This window comes from Psychromonas sp. (assembly GCF_983033635.1).
Genome location: NZ_CEZLMY010000071.1, coordinates 1 through 17,444, shown reverse-complemented (window position 1 = coordinate 17,444; position 17,444 = coordinate 1). Strand labels below are relative to the sequence as shown.

12 protein-coding genes are annotated in these 17,444 nt (G+C 40.9%); 6 read left to right on the top strand and 6 right to left on the bottom strand.

The features are described from left to right. From AC4GME_RS10775 to AC4GME_RS10760, 4 genes are all read left to right on the top strand, one after another. Nucleotides 1-1,925: TonB-dependent receptor plug domain-containing protein (locus AC4GME_RS10775; RefSeq protein ID WP_490379376.1), on the top strand; the 1,925-nt coding region annotated here is incomplete at its 5' end. 19 nt (nt 1,926-1,944) lie between these two features. Beyond that, nucleotides 1,945-2,499 (top strand): YfiR family protein, encoded by a 555-nt coding sequence (locus AC4GME_RS10770; RefSeq protein WP_490376367.1) that lies wholly within the window; start codon nt 1,945-1,947, stop codon nt 2,497-2,499. A gap of 5 nt (nt 2,500-2,504) precedes the next feature. Then, nucleotides 2,505-5,291 (top strand): response regulator, encoded by a 2,787-nt coding sequence (locus tag AC4GME_RS10765; RefSeq protein WP_490376368.1) that lies wholly within the window; start codon nt 2,505-2,507, stop codon nt 5,289-5,291. 18 nt (nt 5,292-5,309) lie between these two features. Further along, a complete protein-coding gene (locus AC4GME_RS10760; protein ID WP_490379375.1) occupies nt 5,310-7,400 on the top strand; it encodes a two-component system response regulator in 2,091 nt (696 codons plus the stop codon). Nucleotides 7,401-7,645: 245 nt separating this feature from the next. On the opposite strand, the gene AC4GME_RS10755 is transcribed toward AC4GME_RS10760, so the two are convergent. After that, the gene (locus AC4GME_RS10755; RefSeq protein ID WP_490376370.1) at nt 7,646-8,635 is read right to left on the bottom strand and encodes a DUF2333 family protein; all 990 of its coding nucleotides are present in this window, start codon (nt 8,633-8,635) and stop codon (nt 7,646-7,648) included. A 441-nt stretch (nt 8,636-9,076) separates the two neighbouring features. On the opposite strand from AC4GME_RS10755, the gene folA reads away from it, so the two are divergent. Both folA and AC4GME_RS10745 read left to right on the top strand, forming a co-directional pair. Further along, nucleotides 9,077-9,565 (top strand): type 3 dihydrofolate reductase, encoded by a 489-nt coding sequence (folA, locus tag AC4GME_RS10750; protein WP_490376371.1) that lies wholly within the window; start codon nt 9,077-9,079, stop codon nt 9,563-9,565. 58 nt (nt 9,566-9,623) lie between these two features. Further along, nucleotides 9,624-10,892 (top strand): GGDEF domain-containing response regulator, encoded by a 1,269-nt coding sequence (locus tag AC4GME_RS10745; RefSeq protein WP_490376372.1) that lies wholly within the window; start codon nt 9,624-9,626, stop codon nt 10,890-10,892. 10 nt (nt 10,893-10,902) lie between these two features. Here AC4GME_RS10745 and AC4GME_RS10740 read toward each other — a convergent pair whose 3' ends face one another. From AC4GME_RS10740 to lptD, 5 genes are read right to left on the bottom strand one after another with little or no spacing between them, the layout of a single operon-like run. Further along, the gene (locus AC4GME_RS10740; RefSeq protein ID WP_490376373.1) at nt 10,903-11,724 is read right to left on the bottom strand and encodes a symmetrical bis(5'-nucleosyl)-tetraphosphatase; all 822 of its coding nucleotides are present in this window, start codon (nt 11,722-11,724) and stop codon (nt 10,903-10,905) included. Between the two features lie 4 nt (nt 11,725-11,728). Continuing rightward, nucleotides 11,729-12,538: a 16S rRNA (adenine(1518)-N(6)/adenine(1519)-N(6))-dimethyltransferase RsmA gene (rsmA, locus tag AC4GME_RS10735; RefSeq protein WP_490376374.1), complete on the bottom strand. Its 810-nt coding sequence runs from the start codon at nt 12,536-12,538 to the stop codon at nt 11,729-11,731. A gap of 35 nt (nt 12,539-12,573) precedes the next feature. After that, on the bottom strand, nt 12,574-13,557 hold the full coding sequence (gene pdxA / locus AC4GME_RS10730; RefSeq protein ID WP_490376375.1) for a 4-hydroxythreonine-4-phosphate dehydrogenase PdxA: 984 nt from the start codon (nt 13,555-13,557) through the stop codon (nt 12,574-12,576). Then, complete coding sequence (gene surA, locus AC4GME_RS10725; protein WP_490376376.1) at nt 13,557-14,876, bottom strand: peptidylprolyl isomerase SurA; 1,320 nt, start codon at nt 14,874-14,876, stop codon at nt 13,557-13,559. The genes pdxA and surA overlap by 1 nt, the downstream gene beginning before the upstream one ends. Nucleotides 14,877-14,886: 10 nt before the next feature. After that, nucleotides 14,887-17,256: an LPS assembly protein LptD gene (gene lptD, locus AC4GME_RS10720; RefSeq protein ID WP_490376377.1), complete on the bottom strand. Its 2,370-nt coding sequence runs from the start codon at nt 17,254-17,256 to the stop codon at nt 14,887-14,889. Nucleotides 17,257-17,444: the final 188 nt, after the last annotated feature.

Sequence of the window (17,444 nt, the reverse complement as noted above, 5' to 3'; positions counted from 1 at the left end):
AGATTGAGATCACTTCGGTAAGTAAAAAAAGTGAAAAACTTTCCGAGGCGGCGGCGGCTGTTTATGTGGTGACCCGGAATGAGATTCGTCGTTCTGGCGCCACCTCCATTCCGGAAGCGTTACGCTTAGTGCCGGGAGTTGATGTGGCACAGATTGATCCCAATAAATGGGCTGTCGGTATTCGCGGTTTTAATGGTCGTTTTGCAAATAAATTATTAGTGTTAATTGATGGACGCAGTGTTTATACCCCGACCTATTCGGGGGTTTACTGGGAATATCTTGATTATCTGCTGGAGGATATTGAGCGAATTGAGGTGATCCGCGGTCCCGGTGCCACTCTCTGGGGCGCAAATGCCGTGAATGGTATTATTAATATTATTACTCGGGAAGCCAGTGATAGCCAAGGTGGACTGCTTTCCGTTGCTGCTGGTAACGAATTAAAGGGGCTGGTTGAGGCTCGTCAAGGTTTCGAGCCTTCCGAGAATGCGCAGGCACGAGTTTATGTCAAAGGACGACGCTTGGATGAATCTCAAGATCAGTTCGGGATGGATCAGGATAATGGCGGTGATTATCTGCAGACGGGGTTACGTCTTGATATACAGCATAGCGAAAATCAATGGCTGACTTTTCAAGGGGACCTCTATCGCGATGATCTCAGTCAGCAGCATACTATCCCCAATTTTGAGCCTCCTTACGAGAGTCAAGTCGTTAATGGTGATATCGAAGCTAAAGGGGGCAATTTAGGTGTACGTTGGGGTCTGATGACGGGCCTGGATTCAGAGTTAAACGTTAAGTTTAGTTATGATTTTTATGATCACCAGGAGCTTAAATATAGTGAACGTCGTGACACCTTAGATTTTGAGTTACAGCATCAGTTTGCACCTTTTGCAAACCATGAGCTAGTGTGGGGAACCGGTTACCGCTGGAGTTATAATGATATGACTTCCTCACCGTTAATTTCCGTTACTGATCCTATCGAGCGCAGTGATATCTGGAATTTGTTTCTTCAAGATAGTATCTATTTTCCTGAGCAAAATATCTCTCTGACCTTAGGCGTTAAGCTTGAAGGTAATAGTTACACTGGCACAGAGGTGCAACCGAACTTACGGGCTAGCTGGGTGCCTAGTGAGAAACTGACCTGGTGGGGGGCTATCTCGCGTGCGATGCGCACTCCCTCTCGAGTGGATACCGACACTGCCATTAATATTAGTATTATCCCTCCCTTTGGATTGGATCCGAATAATCCACTACCAACTTTGTTACAGGTTTTAGGACAGCAGGGATTTCAATCTGAGCAAGTAGATGCCTATGAGCTCGGTGTGCGCTGGATGCCACTGCCGCAGTTGGCGGTGGATTTGGCAACTTTTTATAATAATTATACAAACCTGCGTAGTTATAATATTGGGGATGCAAAAATGCAGGATATCAATGGGACAATGTACCTTGTGCTCCCATTGGAGCTTGCCAATAATATTCAAGGGCACAGCAGTGGTTTTGAACTATTAACGACTTGGCAAGCCTCTCCCTCTACCCGCTTTCGTTTTGCCTATAGCCTATTGGATATCAAACTAGAGGATACTAAGCCCAATGATTTTAGTGCTAATATCATCTCCGCTGATGTTGATAGATCACCCAATCATCAGGTTTCGTTGTGGGGTAGTTTTGATTTAAGCGCAGCAGTGGAATTAGATCTGCGCCTTTATTATGTGGATCAGCGCTCCTGGTTCACAGGAGAAACGGAAACAATCGACAGTAATATCAATGGCGATCTGCGCCTTGCCTGGCGGCCAATGAAGTCATTAGAGTTATCCTTCGTCGGACGAAATCTGCTAGATTCTCCCAATCAAGAGTTTATCACTGAATCCTGGTCATCTGCTTCATTCCTTGAGCGTAGTTTCTTTCTGAAAGGAGTGTTGATGTGGTGATTGCTATTGGGAGAGTTCAATGGTGAGAGGTGTCGCTCTACGTTTTTGGCTTTTGTTACTTTGCTTTGTAATGATGGCCTGCGAAGTGCTTCCTGCATTGGCTATGTCGCGTCCATTAGATTCTTTAAAAGTGGCCTATATCTATAATATTGCCAAGTTTACCCGTTGGCCTGCTTCAACATGGGCCAGTCCGGACAGTCCATTTCAGTTCTGTTTATATGGTGAGGGGGGCGTGGTTGATGAGCTACAGTCGCTGGCAAAAAAAGAGATTAGCGGGCATCCGATTATTCTACTGAAACCAGCTAAAGAGGCCGATTTTAGCCAATGTAATGCCCTTTATATCAGCGTAGCAGAGCGCCGACGTTACCGTTATCTACTTTCTTTAATCAATCAGAAAACAGTGTTAACTATCAGTGATGATGGCTTGTTTTTACGCCATGGCGGGCTAATCAACTTGCTTGAAAAAGAGCAGCGTCTACGTTTTGAAGTGAATATGCAGCAACTCTCCCGCTCGGAGCTGAAATTAAGCTCTAAGCTACTTAAACTGGCGATCTTAGTTGATAATCCGAGGTAATCTTAATGATAAAACTTAAGCATCTTTCATTACGAAGCCAGTTAACCTCGATCGGTTTGTTTTCTGGAACTTTGGTGGCCTTGATGGTAGTGGGAGTCATTGCTGTTATGCAATTTCATTACAGCCATATTGATGTGAAAAATCAGCTGGAAGCACTGGCCAGATTAATGGCGTCACAGAACACTGCCTCCCTGGCTTTTCACGATAATGAAGCTGCCAAAGAAAGCTTGCATAGTTTAGAGGTAAAGCCAGAAGTGGTGCTAGCTAGGATTTATGATAACGATCATCTGTTATTGGCAGAATATATTAAGCCTTCTTTTGCTCCGGATACGAATAAAACTTTGCTGCAAATGAGCTTGCATATGTTGCAACAAAGTGACTCTGATTATGATGTTATCTACCATATTGAGCCGGTTCGCTTACAGGGGAAAACCTTAGGTCATGTGGTTCTAATGAACGATCATAGCCAGCATCGTGTTCGTTTATGGCGACAGGCTATGTTTGCCCCTTTCATTATTATGTTCGGAACTTTGCTGGCTTTCTTACTTGCAACCCGTATGCAGCGCCTTATTTCCCAACCTTTACTGCAGATGAGACAAGTGATGCAGCAGGTTTCGCAGCAGAAAAATTATCATATTCGCATTCCTGGTCAGCGCCATGATGAAATCGGTTCGCTGATCCAAGGGTTTAATATGATGTTAGAGCAGGTTGAAACACGAGATAAGGAGCTGGCAAATCATCGTGATACTTTAGAGGAAAAAGTAACGCTGCGTACTCAGGAGTTGTTATTAGCTAAAGAGCATGCAGAAGCTGCCAGCAAAGCTAAAAGTGAATTTTTAGCGACCATGAGCCATGAGATCCGCACCCCTATGAATGGGATACTGGGCATGACTGAACTATTACTTAATACTAGACTGGATGAGCGACAAAAGCGTTTTACTGAAACTGTCTATCAATCTGGAAAAAGCCTTCTGGATGTTATCAATGATATTTTAGATTTTTCCAAAATTGAAGCGGGAAAAATGGAGTTAGAATCGATTGAATTTAACCTACGCGATCTGATTGAAGAGCTTGGCATCTTGTATGCTGAGCCAGCTTATCGTAAAAATTTAGAGCTGGTGCTCTCTATTCCTCCCAATTTTCCTAGTATTTATCAAGGTGATCCGATACGACTAAGACAAGTGCTTAGTAATCTTCTTAGTAATGCTCTTAAATTTACGGCGCAGGGGCAGGTACTGTTTCGCGTTACAGAGCAGGAAGGGGAGTTGATACAGTTTGAAATAGAAGATACGGGCATAGGTATTCAAGAGGATAAAATAGAACATATTTTCAGCTCATTTTCTCAAGCAGACAGTTCAACCACCCGAAAATATGGAGGCACAGGCTTAGGTCTGCCGATTGCCCGGCAATTGGTAGATATGATGGGGGGAGAGCTTAGCGTAAAATCAGAAGTTGATAAGGGCAGCCTCTTTATGTTTACGCTTGCGCTACCGCAACTGCAGAACGTTGGCTTAGCAACGCCGCTCGCGTTATATCAGTTGCAGGATAAGCGTTTGCTAGTCGTTGATGACAACCATAGCAATCAGTTACTTTTGCAGGAGCAGCTGGCGGCGATTAGTATCAGCTGTGATCTTGCCGATTCCGGTCTGCAAGCACTACAGTTGATACAAGTTGCCGAAACTAAACAGCGTCCTTACGATTTACTTATTTTAGATATGAATATGCCGGGTATGAATGGATTAGAGTTAGCCACTAAGATCCTTCAAAATTCATTGTGGCGACAACCCTTGATGGTGATATTAAGTTCAGTGGCAGTGGCTCCTGCATTATTACAAAAAAAACGCATTGCCAGTTTCCTTCATAAACCGGTATTACAAAAAGATCTTTATCACTGTTTAACAGAAGTTTTTCAGGAGGAAAAATTTGCTAGTGATGGTAATGTTGAAGCATTGCCTTATTTTTGTTTTGATTATCCTTACCGTTTACTGGTTGCCGAAGATAATAAGGTGAATCAGGAGGTGGCACTGGTTATGCTGGAATCTTTTGGTCTGCAGGTCGAGCATGCCGATCACGGCCTGGCTGCGGTTGAAGCTGTTCAACAACAGACTTATGATCTTATTTTGATGGATATGCAGATGCCAGAGATGGATGGACTGGAAGCAACCCGCAAGATTCGGAAAATGGAGTTAACAGGAGAAGTTTTTCCTGGGTTACCGATTATCGCATTAACGGCTAATGCGATGGATGGGGATATGGAGCGTTGCCTGCAAGCTGGCATGAATGGGTATTTGAGTAAGCCTTTTTCAGCAGAGCAACTTTATGAGTCGCTAACCCCATGGTTGATGGCTCCACGAGAGGGAAAGTTAGACGTGAACAAGCAACATGATTGGCAAGGTAGTTTAGAGCGTGCAAAAAGTAAAAATAGCGGAGAGCAACAGAGTGCAATGTCTGTGGATCCAAGTGCGCTGGAAAAAATTGCGGCACTTAGGCCTGATCAGTCAGAGCACTTGGTTGCTAAAGTTATCCGGCTATTTTTAGATACGTTAGAGGAGTGCTTAGGACTGTTAGCAGAACAGCCTCAACAAGCAGAAAGTTTACGGCAATTGGCGCATGCATTAAAATCCAGCTGTGCAAATGTTGGCGCTTATCGGCTATCGGATTTGTGCAAGCAATTAGAGGAGGCCGCTATATCGGAAATGCTCTCTTTGATACCCGGTCTTATTACTGAAATTAAGCTGGAGTCTTGTGCAGTGAAACGTTATTTTTTTGAAAAAAACTTGCTTTCACCATAACGCATTATTTGAGGTCTTATGAATAGAAAGTCGATATTAGTGGTGGATGATGATGAGATGACGCGACTGTTAATTCGTCAAGCGTTGTCAGCAAATACGTTCCGTATTATTGAAGCTGAAGATGGCGCTGAAGGGGTAGCCCTGTTTAATGAGCTGAAACCTGATTTAGTACTATTAGATGTTGATCTGCCGAAATTAAACGGATTTGAGGTGTGCAAAATAATCCGAGAGTCTGTGCAAGGGCAGGATCTGCCTGTGGTGATGATTACGGGAATGGATGACAGACAATCAATTGAGAAGGCTTACCGCTTAGGTGCCACGGATTTTATGGTTAAGCCGATTAACTGGTCTTTAATTGCCCATCATTTACGTTACATCTTACGTGCCAGTAGTTATTTTGAATCTTTAAAGAAAAGCGAGCGTCGACTTGAGCATGCTCAGCAAATTGCTAAATTAGGACACTGGGAGTTAGATGGTACACAGGGGCGTTTGCTACTGTCTCGGCAGTTCACTAAAATGTGCTCATTGCCGGGCACGCAATTTGAGCATGGCCTCGATTACCTGATATCCCTAGTTCATCCGGCTGATCGTTTGCACGTCAAAAGCGTATTACAGCAGGCATTGCTTAACGGAGAAAGCTTTGACTTAGATGTTAGAGTTAAGTTGCCCAATAAGTGTCTGTTATACGTGCATTTGCAAGGGAGGCGCTTGGAAAGCTGCACTGGTTCCTCGCCAGTACTTTCAGGGATAATACAAGATGTGACTGAACTTAAAAAATCACAGCAACGCCTTATCCATATCGCCCATCATGATCCGCTTACCGATCTGCCTAACCGCATTTTGTTTCAGCAACAATTGGAGCGCTCGATGCAGCGAGCTAAACGGCGTAACTGTAAAGTGGGGCTGCTGTTTATTGACTTGGATCGCTTTAAAAATATTAATGATTCCTTAGGGCATGAAGTCGGTGATGCTTTATTGTGTGAAGTAGCTGTCCGATTGCGTGGCGAAGTCCGTAATTATGATACGGTAGCCCGACTGGGGGGCGATGAATTTGCCATTATTCTTGATGCGATTGAACATGCTCAAGAAGCAATGTCTTTTATTCAACGCACCATGGCGCTGTTTGAACAGCCTTTTTATCTGTGCAATAAGATGCTTTATGTGGAGGCCAGCATTGGTATAAGCCTTTATCCTGATAATGGTAACAACAGCGAGGAACTATTGCGTAATGCAGATATGGCTATGTATCAAGCGAAACATTCCGAGCAGCATCAGTTTTCTTTTTACTCAGAAGATCTCACGGAAGTCACCATCAGACGTTGGTCACTAGAAAACGGCTTGCGTAAGGCGTTGGAAAATAATAGTTTTAGACTTGTGTATCAACCAAAGGTGGAACCTAATACTGGTCATATCTCCGGCGTAGAGGCCTTGCTGCGTTGGGATAGAGGCGATAAACCAGCAGTATCGCCAAGCGAATTTATTCCCATTGCAGAAGAATCAGGACTGATTATTCCATTAGGAAAATGGGTGATTCAGCAGGCTGTCGGCCAATTGTGGGCATGGCAGGGAACGGCTTGTGCAAACTTAACTATTGCCGTTAATGTATCGGGGCGGCAACTGCACAGTGATAAGTTTACTGATTACCTTGCAGCTGTACTTGAGCAAGAAGGCGTTAGTGCCACGCTTCTTGAAATTGAGATCACCGAGGATTACCTGGTGCCAAATAATCGAGAAGGGAATTGTCAGGCAACACTGAGAAAGCTGAGTGATCTTGGTATAAAAATGTCAATTGATGATTTCGGTACTGGTTATTCCTGTGTATCACAACTGAAAAATCTACCGATTTCTACGCTAAAAATTGACAAGTCATTTGTTGATCATATTCCAGAAGATCAACAGGATATTGCCATTATTAAGTCGATTATTACTCTGGCAAAAAACCTCAGACTAGAGGTTGTGGCTGAAGGAGTAGAAACCGCTGAGCAACTTGCTTGTCTGCGTCGCTATGGTTGTGATCTGGTACAGGGGTATTTCTATTCACAACCTGTCTCAGCAGATAAAATTAGCGAACTGCTTGAACTGCATGCACTTAAGTATGGGGCACATTGAGATAGAATCAGATTATTACTATGCTAAGCTCACTGTTGCTGAATATATTTATAGCCAACCAGCCAGATAGGCATCCGAAACTGATAGCGGCCACAACATTGAGTCTCATACTGCTGACTGTGTTTGTAATTATTTTATCAGTCCCTTTTTTAATCCAACCTGCCGTGATTTTTGCCGTTTGTATATAAAGGTGGCAACGTCAGTAGCTATTCCGGCTGCACCTTTTATAAATAACCTTTAATAAATTAACCTTGCTCTAATAAAGCGCGCAGATCAATCAGTGCTGCATTGGCTCGTGACACGTAATTTGCCATCACTAAAGAGTGGTTTGCCAACAGGCCAAAGCCACTACCGTTTAATATCATTGGGCTCCAGATAGTATCTTGAGTTGACTCTAAATCACGAATAATCTGCTTCAAGCTTACTTGTGCATTTTTCTTTTCTAATACATCCGCAAAATCAATTTCGGCCGCTTTTAAAAAATGCAAAATAGCCCAAGCTGCACCACGGCTTTCGTAAAATACATCATCAATTTTAAACCAAGAAGTTTTATCCTGCACCTCATCTGCTGTTTCTGTTGCTTGTTTGGCGGTTGGATCGCCAGCTAATTCAATGTTGTAACGTTCATGGCCCACACTGGCACTTAAACGGTGTGAAATGGAGCCCAAGCGCTTTTCTACCTTGCGTAACCAATCACTTAAGTTATCTGCACGCGTGTAAAATTGCGCGTCAGTTTCATCTTTAGATACTAATCTTTGACGGTAGCGTTTGAAAGCGACGATTGCATCGGCATATTCACCTTCAGCGCTTGGTAGAGCCCAGTTTTTGTGGGAAATATTGAGTTTGCTTTGTGCTATTTCTAAGTCTTTGTCACCCGTTGATTGTGATTGTGAACGGCTAAAGTCTAAACGCATTACCAGAGATAAATCTCGTACTTGCTCCAGCACGCCATACTCAAAAGCGGGCATATTATCCATAAAAATTGCTGGTGGGGTAATATCGTTTGCTAAAAAACCGCCTGGTTTTTCAATTAACCAACTGCTGATATCAATTAAAGTCGTGGTGGTGGCATAACCCGGCACAATTTTATGATTATTAATTTTTGCTACTTCAAGCGTTTTTGCTTTAACATCATAAGCTGATGGCATCCAGCCCCACCAAATAGAGACTAGCCATAATACAAAGAAGAGGATCGCCAGACCGATCAGTATCCCTTTTTTTAGTGAAATTCCCATGTTAATTTCCTAATAATTAATATGCATCATTAATAATGCTCTCTTCATCATAACAAATGCAAAATATTTTATGCATATTTTCAATTTATATTTTTGAAAACAAACACCTTTATGTATACCCAAGCTGCCTCAAGATACAAGAATCAGCAAGTTGATAAATGATGAGATTCTAGGCAGAAGGTTGATGATCTAGTTACTCTAAATCAAAACCTTCTAACAACGAAGATCATTGTTTATCGCCTTGCCCTTCGGGAGTTTAGCCCGAAAGCGCGCACTGCGTTGCAACACTTGAAAAGGGAATAACCATTTTCATCATGTTGCATCTTGTTCTAGCATCCGGGCTAAGCTCTGAATTTGCATCTTGAAGTAGTTTGGGTATAGAAGGTTAATTATTCATGTTTTATGATAATCTTGTTTGAAAATGATAACACAAGGGTAGATATGAAAATTTCAATGATTGTTGCGATGGCAGAAGATCGCGTGATTGGTTTAGATAATAAAATGCCATGGCATTTACCGGGTGATCTCAAGTTTTTTAAACGTGTAACACTAGGTAAGCCGGTGATTATGGGGCGTAAAACCTATCAGTCAATAGGTCGTCCACTACCAGGTAGAACCAATATCGTTTTAACTCGAGATAAAAACTTGCAGATTGAAGGTGTAAGCTGTGTGCAAACAGTGCAGCAGGCACTTGATATTGTACAAGGTGCAGAAGAGGTGATGGTTATTGGTGGAGCAACGATTTATGAACAATTTTTGAATCAAGCTAACCGTTTATATCTGACTTTTATCGATTTAAAAACGCAAGGTGATACGCAATTCCCTGATTATCAGGCGGTGGCCAATTGGCGCGAGATTGAGCGTGAGATGCATCTTGCAGATGAAAAAAATGCACATAATTACCAATTTGTCACATTAGAGCGCGCTTGATAATAAAACTCTTCTATATTTAATTAGTCATTCTACGATTATTTATAAAGGGGCAAGAATGGTAAAAGAATCGATCAAATACGTTTTAGTGGTGGAAGATAGTCAAATGTTCACTCGCATTTTAAAACGTAGTATCGAATCAGTGAAGCAATTTAAAGTTATCGCTGTTGCAAATTTTAGCGATTTAAAACTGTTATTGTCTGAAAACAGATATAAATTTTTTGCTAGTCTTCTTGATGTTAACTTACCTGATGCGCCAGACGGTGAAGTTATTGATTATGTTTTAGCGCGTCATATCCCTTCTATTATTTTCACAGGTCAGCTTGATGATAGCTTTCGTAAGAAAATTTATAATAAAGGTATTGTTGATTATGTCTTAAAAGAGGGACCTGCGAATGTTGAATATATGGTGTCGTTATTAAATCAACTAAATCGTAACAGAAAAATAGAAGTATTAATTGTTGATGATTCGAAAGGCGTCCGTTCATATATCAAACATCTGTTATTAATTTACCAGTTTAATGTACTGGAAGCGCAAGATGGCATCGAGGCTCTGCAGTTACTTGAAGAAAACAGATCGGTTAGTTTAGTGTTGACCGATTTTAATATGCCTAATATGGATGGCTTAGAGTTAACGAAAAATATTCGGCGCTTATATAATAGCCAAGAGATGGCGATTATTGGTATGTCAACATTTGGTAATAATCAACTTTCTGCCCATTTCCTGAAACTAGGAGGCAGTGATTTTATTACTAAACCTTTTTTAGAAGAGGAATTTTTCTGCCGTATCAATCAAAATATGGAGCTACTGGAGCATATTAGGGAGTTGAAGTATTTAGCAACAAGGGATTATTTAACTGGCCTGTATAATCGTCGCCACTTCTTTGATTATGGAGATGACTTATTTGAACGATATAAAAATACCCATTCCAATATTGCGGTGGCGTTATTAGATATCGATTTTTTTAAGAACGTTAATGACAGCTATGGCCATGATGCAGGAGATCTTGTTTTACAGCAGCTGGGAATTATTTTATTAAAAGAATTTAAAGATGACGATCTTGTAGCAAGGTACGGAGGTGAAGAATTTTGTTTTCTACTGTCGAATAAAAATAAACAAGAGGCTTTGCAGCGATTAGAGTATTTACGAGCATTAATTGAAGCCGATTCATTTATTTTAGAGGATGGACTCGAGCTTAAAGTAACGGTGAGCATTGGTCTCTTTACGGGTAAGCAGGATAGCTTAGAATCCGCATTAAGCCTGGCAGATAAAGGTTTATATCAAGCGAAGGAAAATGGCCGCAATCAAGTGATGCTAGTGCAGTAGTGTATAAGCATCACTCACTGTGTATAGGACAAGCAAGTGAAAATAGCTTTTTATCCTGCCAGCGTAACATGGTTAAACTATTCCCCCATACGCAGCCGGTATCAAGCCCATAAATACCCGATTCATTTACTTTTCCTAATAATGCTGCCCAATGGCCAAAGAGAATATCACTACTTTTATCAAGGCTTTCAATTTCAAACCAAGGTTTAAGAGTGGAGTTATCAGTCTGCTCTGGAGCGAGTTTATTTTCAAATTCTAAAGCGCCATCTAATGTGCAGTAACGCATTCGCGTAAATACATTAATTATAAAGCGTAATCTATCTATACCTTGTAAGTTTTCTGACCAAGACTGCGGGTGATTGCCATACATATCACTTAGTAATTGCTTAAAGTCATCAGTATGTAATCTAAGCTCAACCTCTTTTGCAAATTTCTCAGCTTGTGGAATGGTCCACTGTGGAGAGATACCGGCATGAACCATCACAAAATCAAATTCGGGATGACGTAATATAAGCGGCTGAAAACGAAGCCATTTTAGTAAGTCATCACAATCAGGCGCATTTAATAGTGCACTGAGTTTATCTTTTTCTTTATTGCGGTGAATACCCTGATGAATGGCAAGCAGATGTAAATCATGATTGCCTAATACGAATTTTGCACTATCACCTAACTCTTTAATAAAGCGTAAGGTTTCAAGCGATTTAGGGCCGCGTGAAACCAGATCGCCAGTTACCCAAAGCTCATCTTGTTTAGGACAAAAATCAGCTAGCTTAAGGAGCTGTTGTAATTCATCATAACAGCCTTGGATATCACCAACAATATAGGTTGCCATGTTTTTATTCTACTTTCATATCATAGACATAATTGGCCATATTGACGTATTCTTCAACACTAATATTTTCAGCTCGTTTTGTTGAATCAATACCAATCTCTTGTAACTGTTCTACGCTGAGTAGATCGCGCAGGCCATTGCGAATTGTTTTACGACGCTGATTAAAAGCCATTGAGCACACTTGGTTAAGTGTTTTTAGACTTTTGGCAACAAACGGTGGAGTATCGTATGGTTCTAATCGAACCACTGCTGACTCAACTTTCGGAGCGGGTATAAATGCTGTCGGCGGCACTTCCAATACTGGAATAACTTTACAGTAATATTGCGCCATTACACTTAAACGGCCATAGGCTTTGCAATTCGGACCGGCACAAAGGCGGTTTACCACCTCTTTCTGCAGCATAAAATGCATATCAGAAATTTTATCTGCATATTCAAACAGATGAAACATCAGTGGCGTTGAGATATTGTAAGGCAGGTTACCAAACACGCGTAACTGTTTATCTGCACTTGCTAACTGCCCAAAATCAAACTGCATTGCATCAGCTTGGGTAATGTTGAGTTTATCAGCTAAAATCGGGTGTTTTGCTAAACGTTCAGCCAAGTCTCTATCAAGCTCTACCACATTTAAGCGATTTACTTTCGAAGCAACCGGCTCAGTTAGTGCGCCTAAACCGGGACCGATTTCAACTATATTATCATCAGCTTGTGGCGCAATTGCGGCCACAATAGAATCAATAATATAATCATCATGTAAGAAGTTTTGTCCAAAACGTTTACGCGCGGTATGTCCTAAGTGGGTTTTTCCATTCATTGTAAAATATGCCTTTTTCTTTAAACTTTTATTTATTACTTGAGACTGTTGCTCATGGTAATCGCTTCATTGATCGCACACAGTAAACTGCCCGCATCGGCTTGTCCTGTACCAGCGAGATCAAGTGCTGTTCCATGATCTACTGAAGTGCGAATAAAGGGTAAACCTAAGGTGATATTGACCGATTTGCCAAACCCTTTGTATTTCAGAACAGGTAAACCTTGATCGTGATACATAGCGAGTACTGCATCGGCATCTTGAAGGTATTTTTCCTGGAATAAAGTATCAGCAGGTAAGGGACCAATTAAGTCAATATTCTGTTCACGCAATTTTTGCAATGTTGGTTCAATGGTTTCAATCTCTTCTCGTCCCATATGGCCACCTTCACCCGCATGCGGGTTTAATCCGCAAACATAGATACGCGGTGTTTTGATGCCATATTTCAGTTGTAACTCTTTATGTAAAATATTTATTATTTCTGATAAACGCGCTTCGGTAATAGCCTTAGAAACATCCTGCAGAGGTAAGTGAGTGGTCACCAATGCCACGCGCAAACCCGTTGTCGCTAACATCATAACAACCAGAGCAACATCAGCCTGCTCCGCAAAGAATTCGGTATGGCCACTAAAAGGGATGCCAGCATCATTAATAACACCTTTATGGACTGGTGCGGTAACAACGGCTGAAAACTCACCCGATAAACAACCTTGGCTGGCAAACTTCAGTGTATTTAAAACAAACTGCGCATTGCCTTTATTTAGCTTGCCTGCCTGAACAGATTCCTGCAAAGGAATATGCGCAACGATTAGTGTGCCAGGCTTGGAAGTTTGCGCTGGTTTTTTCGGTTCATAATCAATAAATGTGATCTTTTCATTGAGTAATGCAGCACGCTCCGCCAGTAATGTTTTATCACTGCAAATGACCAGTTGCACTGGCCACTGCTGTTTTGCAAGTTGTAAAATAAGATCTGGGCCAATACCACTTGGCTCACCTGCAGTGATGACTAAACGCTTAACCATTATTGTGCCTCAATAATATAATTAGGATTATTTATTTTAATATATGCTTCCTGACGAATTTCATTCATCCATGCATAAACTTCTGCTGGGAAGCGTTGTTTAAATAATATGCCGTACGCTTTTTGTTTGGTTGCTTGCTCGGTAGTATCAGATTCGCGTTTGTCCATCACCTGCAGGAGGTGCCAGCCATGCATAGTACGAAATGGTGCGCTGATCTCTCCCATAGGAAGTGATAGTGCTAAGTCCCTAAACTCTGGCACATACATATTAGGATCTGCCCAGCCGAGTTTACCACCTTTTACTGCAGAGCCCGGATCTTGTGAATGTTCGTTAGCTAAATCAGCAAAGGTTTCTGTGCCATCTAAAATCGCTTGGCGGTAATCTTTTAATAATTTTTCTGCTTTTTCATCGCTAAGAATAATATTCGATTTGATTAGGATATGGCGCGCATTAACTTCAACAGTCATAACACTTTCTGAGCCTTTTTTATCAAGAATTTTGATGATATGCAAACCAAGATCAGTACGAATTGGGCCAATAATATCTCCTTTTTTAGTCGTCAGATCATCAAATAAATCTGCAAATAGTGTTGGTATTTCATCAATGGTACGCCAGCCCCAGTTACCACCTTCCAGTGATTTAGGGCCTTGAGAATACTTCACTGCTAATGAAGAGATATCTTCACCTTGTTTAATTTTAGCTAACAGCTCGTTGGCTTGTATTTCGATAGCCTGCTGCTCTTTAACCGGGCTGTCACTGTTGGTTTTTAATAGGATATGGGCGAATTGAAACTGAGTTGTTTTTTGTCCCTGCTCATTGATCCGTTTTACCATCTGTTCCACTTCTTGATCTGAAATATTGATACGACGGCGTATTTGTACTTGGCGAATTTCATTAATGGTTAACTCATTTCGGATACCATCAACAAAGGCAGCATAACTTTTGCCATTTTTTTCAAGGTCATCCTGCAACTGAGAAAGGGTTAAACCTTTCTCGTTAGCAATCTGCTGCAGAGTTTGATTAAGCTGCGCATCATTAATACGTAAACCAATTCGTTCTGCTATTTGTAACTGTAAACGGTCACCGATTAGCTTATCAAGGATCTGTTTCTGCAAAACATCATCTGCTGGTAAGCTTTTACCGCTCTCTTTATAACGATCTTTTATCTCTTCCTGCATACGTTTGATATCGCTTGTTAAAATGACTTCCTGATTAACAACCGCTTCAATTTTGTCTAATGGTTTACTCTCTGCAAAAACTTGTGGAGCTATCAATGTAGCGCAGACAAAGGGCAGAAGAATATTTTTTATCAATTTCATTTTTTTTCCATTATTGTAAGTAAAAAGGGCGGCCGTAATCAAAAAGACCTTGTTCACCAGTGCTAAATCCGACGCCACCTAACCCCATTAGTTCAAAGTTAACTTTAAAACTGTGCTCGGTTTCATAATCTTCTCGAATTGTATCTAGTTCGCCGCGGTATGCAAGCATGTGCTTATCGTAGGTAAAACCAAATGCCCAGCAACAGGATTGGTATTTCAAACCGACAATCGTTTCGTAGGGATGGCTATATTCAAGGTCATAATAATAACTGGCAAAAGAGGTCCACTGGCTGTTAATCGGCCAATTTATTTTACTGCCAAGTTGGTTAACTAAACCTTCGGCTTGAATAGCAGCTGTATTTTCTTCGGGAATCGCAATATAGCGATAGTTTAACTGTGCATAGGTATTATATAACCAGCGTTTTTCAAGGGTGCTGTTTGCTCTGTTGAGTACATTTTTATCATTGTCCCACTCAAGTCCCCCATGAAAGAAATATTCGTCTGCAAAGTTAATATCAAACTCGCCGATAATTGAAGAGCGACTCGCTGTATCAGTCAACGCGCTATTTGTGGGTAATTGTGTCCGTGAAGGGGTGAAATAGTAATTCTGGCCAAGCGCAAAGCGCATCCTTTCTTGCCCTTGTGCATTTAAGAAACTGCTCGAAACACCAAAGGTTATCTGGTTTGCGTCGGCAATACGATCGTAACCGGAGAAACGGTTATCACGGAACAGGCCATAATAATCTTGCTGCATGGTCGTTGTATCATAAAGACCGATATTTGATTGGTCTTGATATGGCACATATAAGTATTGAATTTGCGGCACTAATGTTTGTCTATATTCACTATTGAACATTGAAAAATCACGTTCAAAGTTAACACCTGAATTAATTTTAAAAGAGGGAATATAACGACTGACACTTTCATCTAAATCGCTATACCAATCTTCTTTATTCGACTCAGGTAAAGTTTGTTGGTAAAAACTAAGCATATATTTAAGCTCGGTATTTACAAACATAGAGTTGTAATAAAGGGGTAATGAAAGTTTTGGCTGTAAATGTATGCGGGTGCCGTTATAAACATTGTTATCACTATGATCAAATTTGGATATTTCAGAGTACCAGTCTAATTGTAGGCTTTTCCAATTTATCGGTTGATAAGCACTAAAAGCAACTTTGGGCATTACTTTGTGAGGGGTGTCTCCACCAGCTAAAATTTGAAAGTCTCGAACCTCTAACTCACTATTCCAGTTTTGCTCTCTGTAGCCTAGTTTTGCTGTTTGTAATAACTGGTTATCACTGCGCGTTCCATATTCTGTGTCGATATCACTGAAATAATAATCATCACTTACCGCTGAATAATTAACATTAAAAGACCAGTTTTTGGCAAAAGACAGGCTATGATCCCAGTGATAAAGATAGCGATCATCATTGCGAATTTTATCGTCGCTAAGATATTCAGCCTGAATTTTACCCGAGCCCACATCAAAGAGGTAACGATATTCTGTTGCCAATAATGTACCACGCTCTTCCATATAGGTTGCTGTGAGGGTAGCATCCATATTTTCAGCGATATTGATATACAAAGGCTGACTGATAGTTAGACCATTGGTATCTGATAGTTCATAGCTAGGGAATAAAAGACCCGTTTTGCGTTTATCTGACAGTGGATAAGTTACATAAGGGAAGTAAAAAACCGGGACATCTTTTATTTTTAAGACAGCATTATAGGCACTGCCTACGTCTGCTTCCTTATCTAGATAAAGGGTTGTAGAATCAAGTGCCCAGGTATTATCTTGCGGTGGACAGGCACTGTAAGTTGATGAATTAAACTCATAAAGATCTAATCCATTATCATAAATTCGCTCCGCGTTACCGCGTCCGCCACGGCCATGAAATTGATAGTCAGATTGTTGCAATGTTGTCTGGTCGTTGTTTATCTGTGTTTCAATGCTGTCCGAATAGAGAGTCACATCACCGTTGATAAAGTTTACATTACCTTCCGCTGTTACTCTTTCTTCCTCTTTAAAATAGGTTAATTTGTCAGCAGCTAAAAATTTATTACCTTGGGTGAGATTTACATCACCTTGATAAATAAGTTTATCTGGGAAGCCTGATAATGTCCGAGCATCAATATTAACGGGTATCTGGTTCTTTGGCAGCGTATTGGTTTCACTTGTAACCGGAGGAACATTGCGATAACACTGGTTAAAGAAAAAATCGCGGGAGCCTGGTGTGCCTCTGGACTGCTCGGCGGTTGGTTTTGCGGCATTGGCTAATACTGTGTCATTATCAGTAATCTCATCTGTTTCTGCTTTTTCATCTGCACAGACAAGAGAAAATGGCAATAAAATTAGTAATAGAGGAAAAATTTTTAACATTTACAACTCACAAAGGTAGCTTAGAAACTGAAAGCGCTAAGCTTAAATAAAGAAAATTATAGCCCGCTATAATAGAGCAAACTTAAGGTTGCTCCAATCATTGTTGTTTATAAATGGGTTAAATTTGTCTATTTTGAGTAAAAAATTGGCAAAACAGAGAATAGTTAGTCAAAATAACGGCAATATTG

What these genes read in the sequence shown, in the direction of transcription:
- surA (WP_490376376.1), bottom strand. Translation starts at nt 14,876, where the DNA reads ATGAAATTGATAAAAAATATTCTTCTGCCCTTTGTCTGCGCTACATTG.
- rsmA (WP_490376374.1), bottom strand. Translation starts at nt 12,538, where the DNA reads ATGAATGGAAAAACCCACTTAGGACATACCGCGCGTAAACGTTTTGGA.
- AC4GME_RS10765 (WP_490376368.1), top strand. Translation starts at nt 2,505, where the DNA reads ATGATAAAACTTAAGCATCTTTCATTACGAAGCCAGTTAACCTCGATC.
- AC4GME_RS10745 (WP_490376372.1), top strand. Translation starts at nt 9,624, where the DNA reads ATGGTAAAAGAATCGATCAAATACGTTTTAGTGGTGGAAGATAGTCAA.
- AC4GME_RS10740 (WP_490376373.1), bottom strand. Translation starts at nt 11,724, where the DNA reads ATGGCAACCTATATTGTTGGTGATATCCAAGGCTGTTATGATGAATTA.
- AC4GME_RS10770 (WP_490376367.1), top strand. Translation starts at nt 1,945, where the DNA reads ATGGTGAGAGGTGTCGCTCTACGTTTTTGGCTTTTGTTACTTTGCTTT.
- folA (WP_490376371.1), top strand. Translation starts at nt 9,077, where the DNA reads ATGAAAATTTCAATGATTGTTGCGATGGCAGAAGATCGCGTGATTGGT.
- AC4GME_RS10755 (WP_490376370.1), bottom strand. Translation starts at nt 8,635, where the DNA reads ATGGGAATTTCACTAAAAAAAGGGATACTGATCGGTCTGGCGATCCTC.
- AC4GME_RS10760 (WP_490379375.1), top strand. Translation starts at nt 5,310, where the DNA reads ATGAATAGAAAGTCGATATTAGTGGTGGATGATGATGAGATGACGCGA.
- lptD (WP_490376377.1), bottom strand. Translation starts at nt 17,256, where the DNA reads ATGTTAAAAATTTTTCCTCTATTACTAATTTTATTGCCATTTTCTCTT.
- pdxA (WP_490376375.1), bottom strand. Translation starts at nt 13,557, where the DNA reads ATGGTTAAGCGTTTAGTCATCACTGCAGGTGAGCCAAGTGGTATTGGC.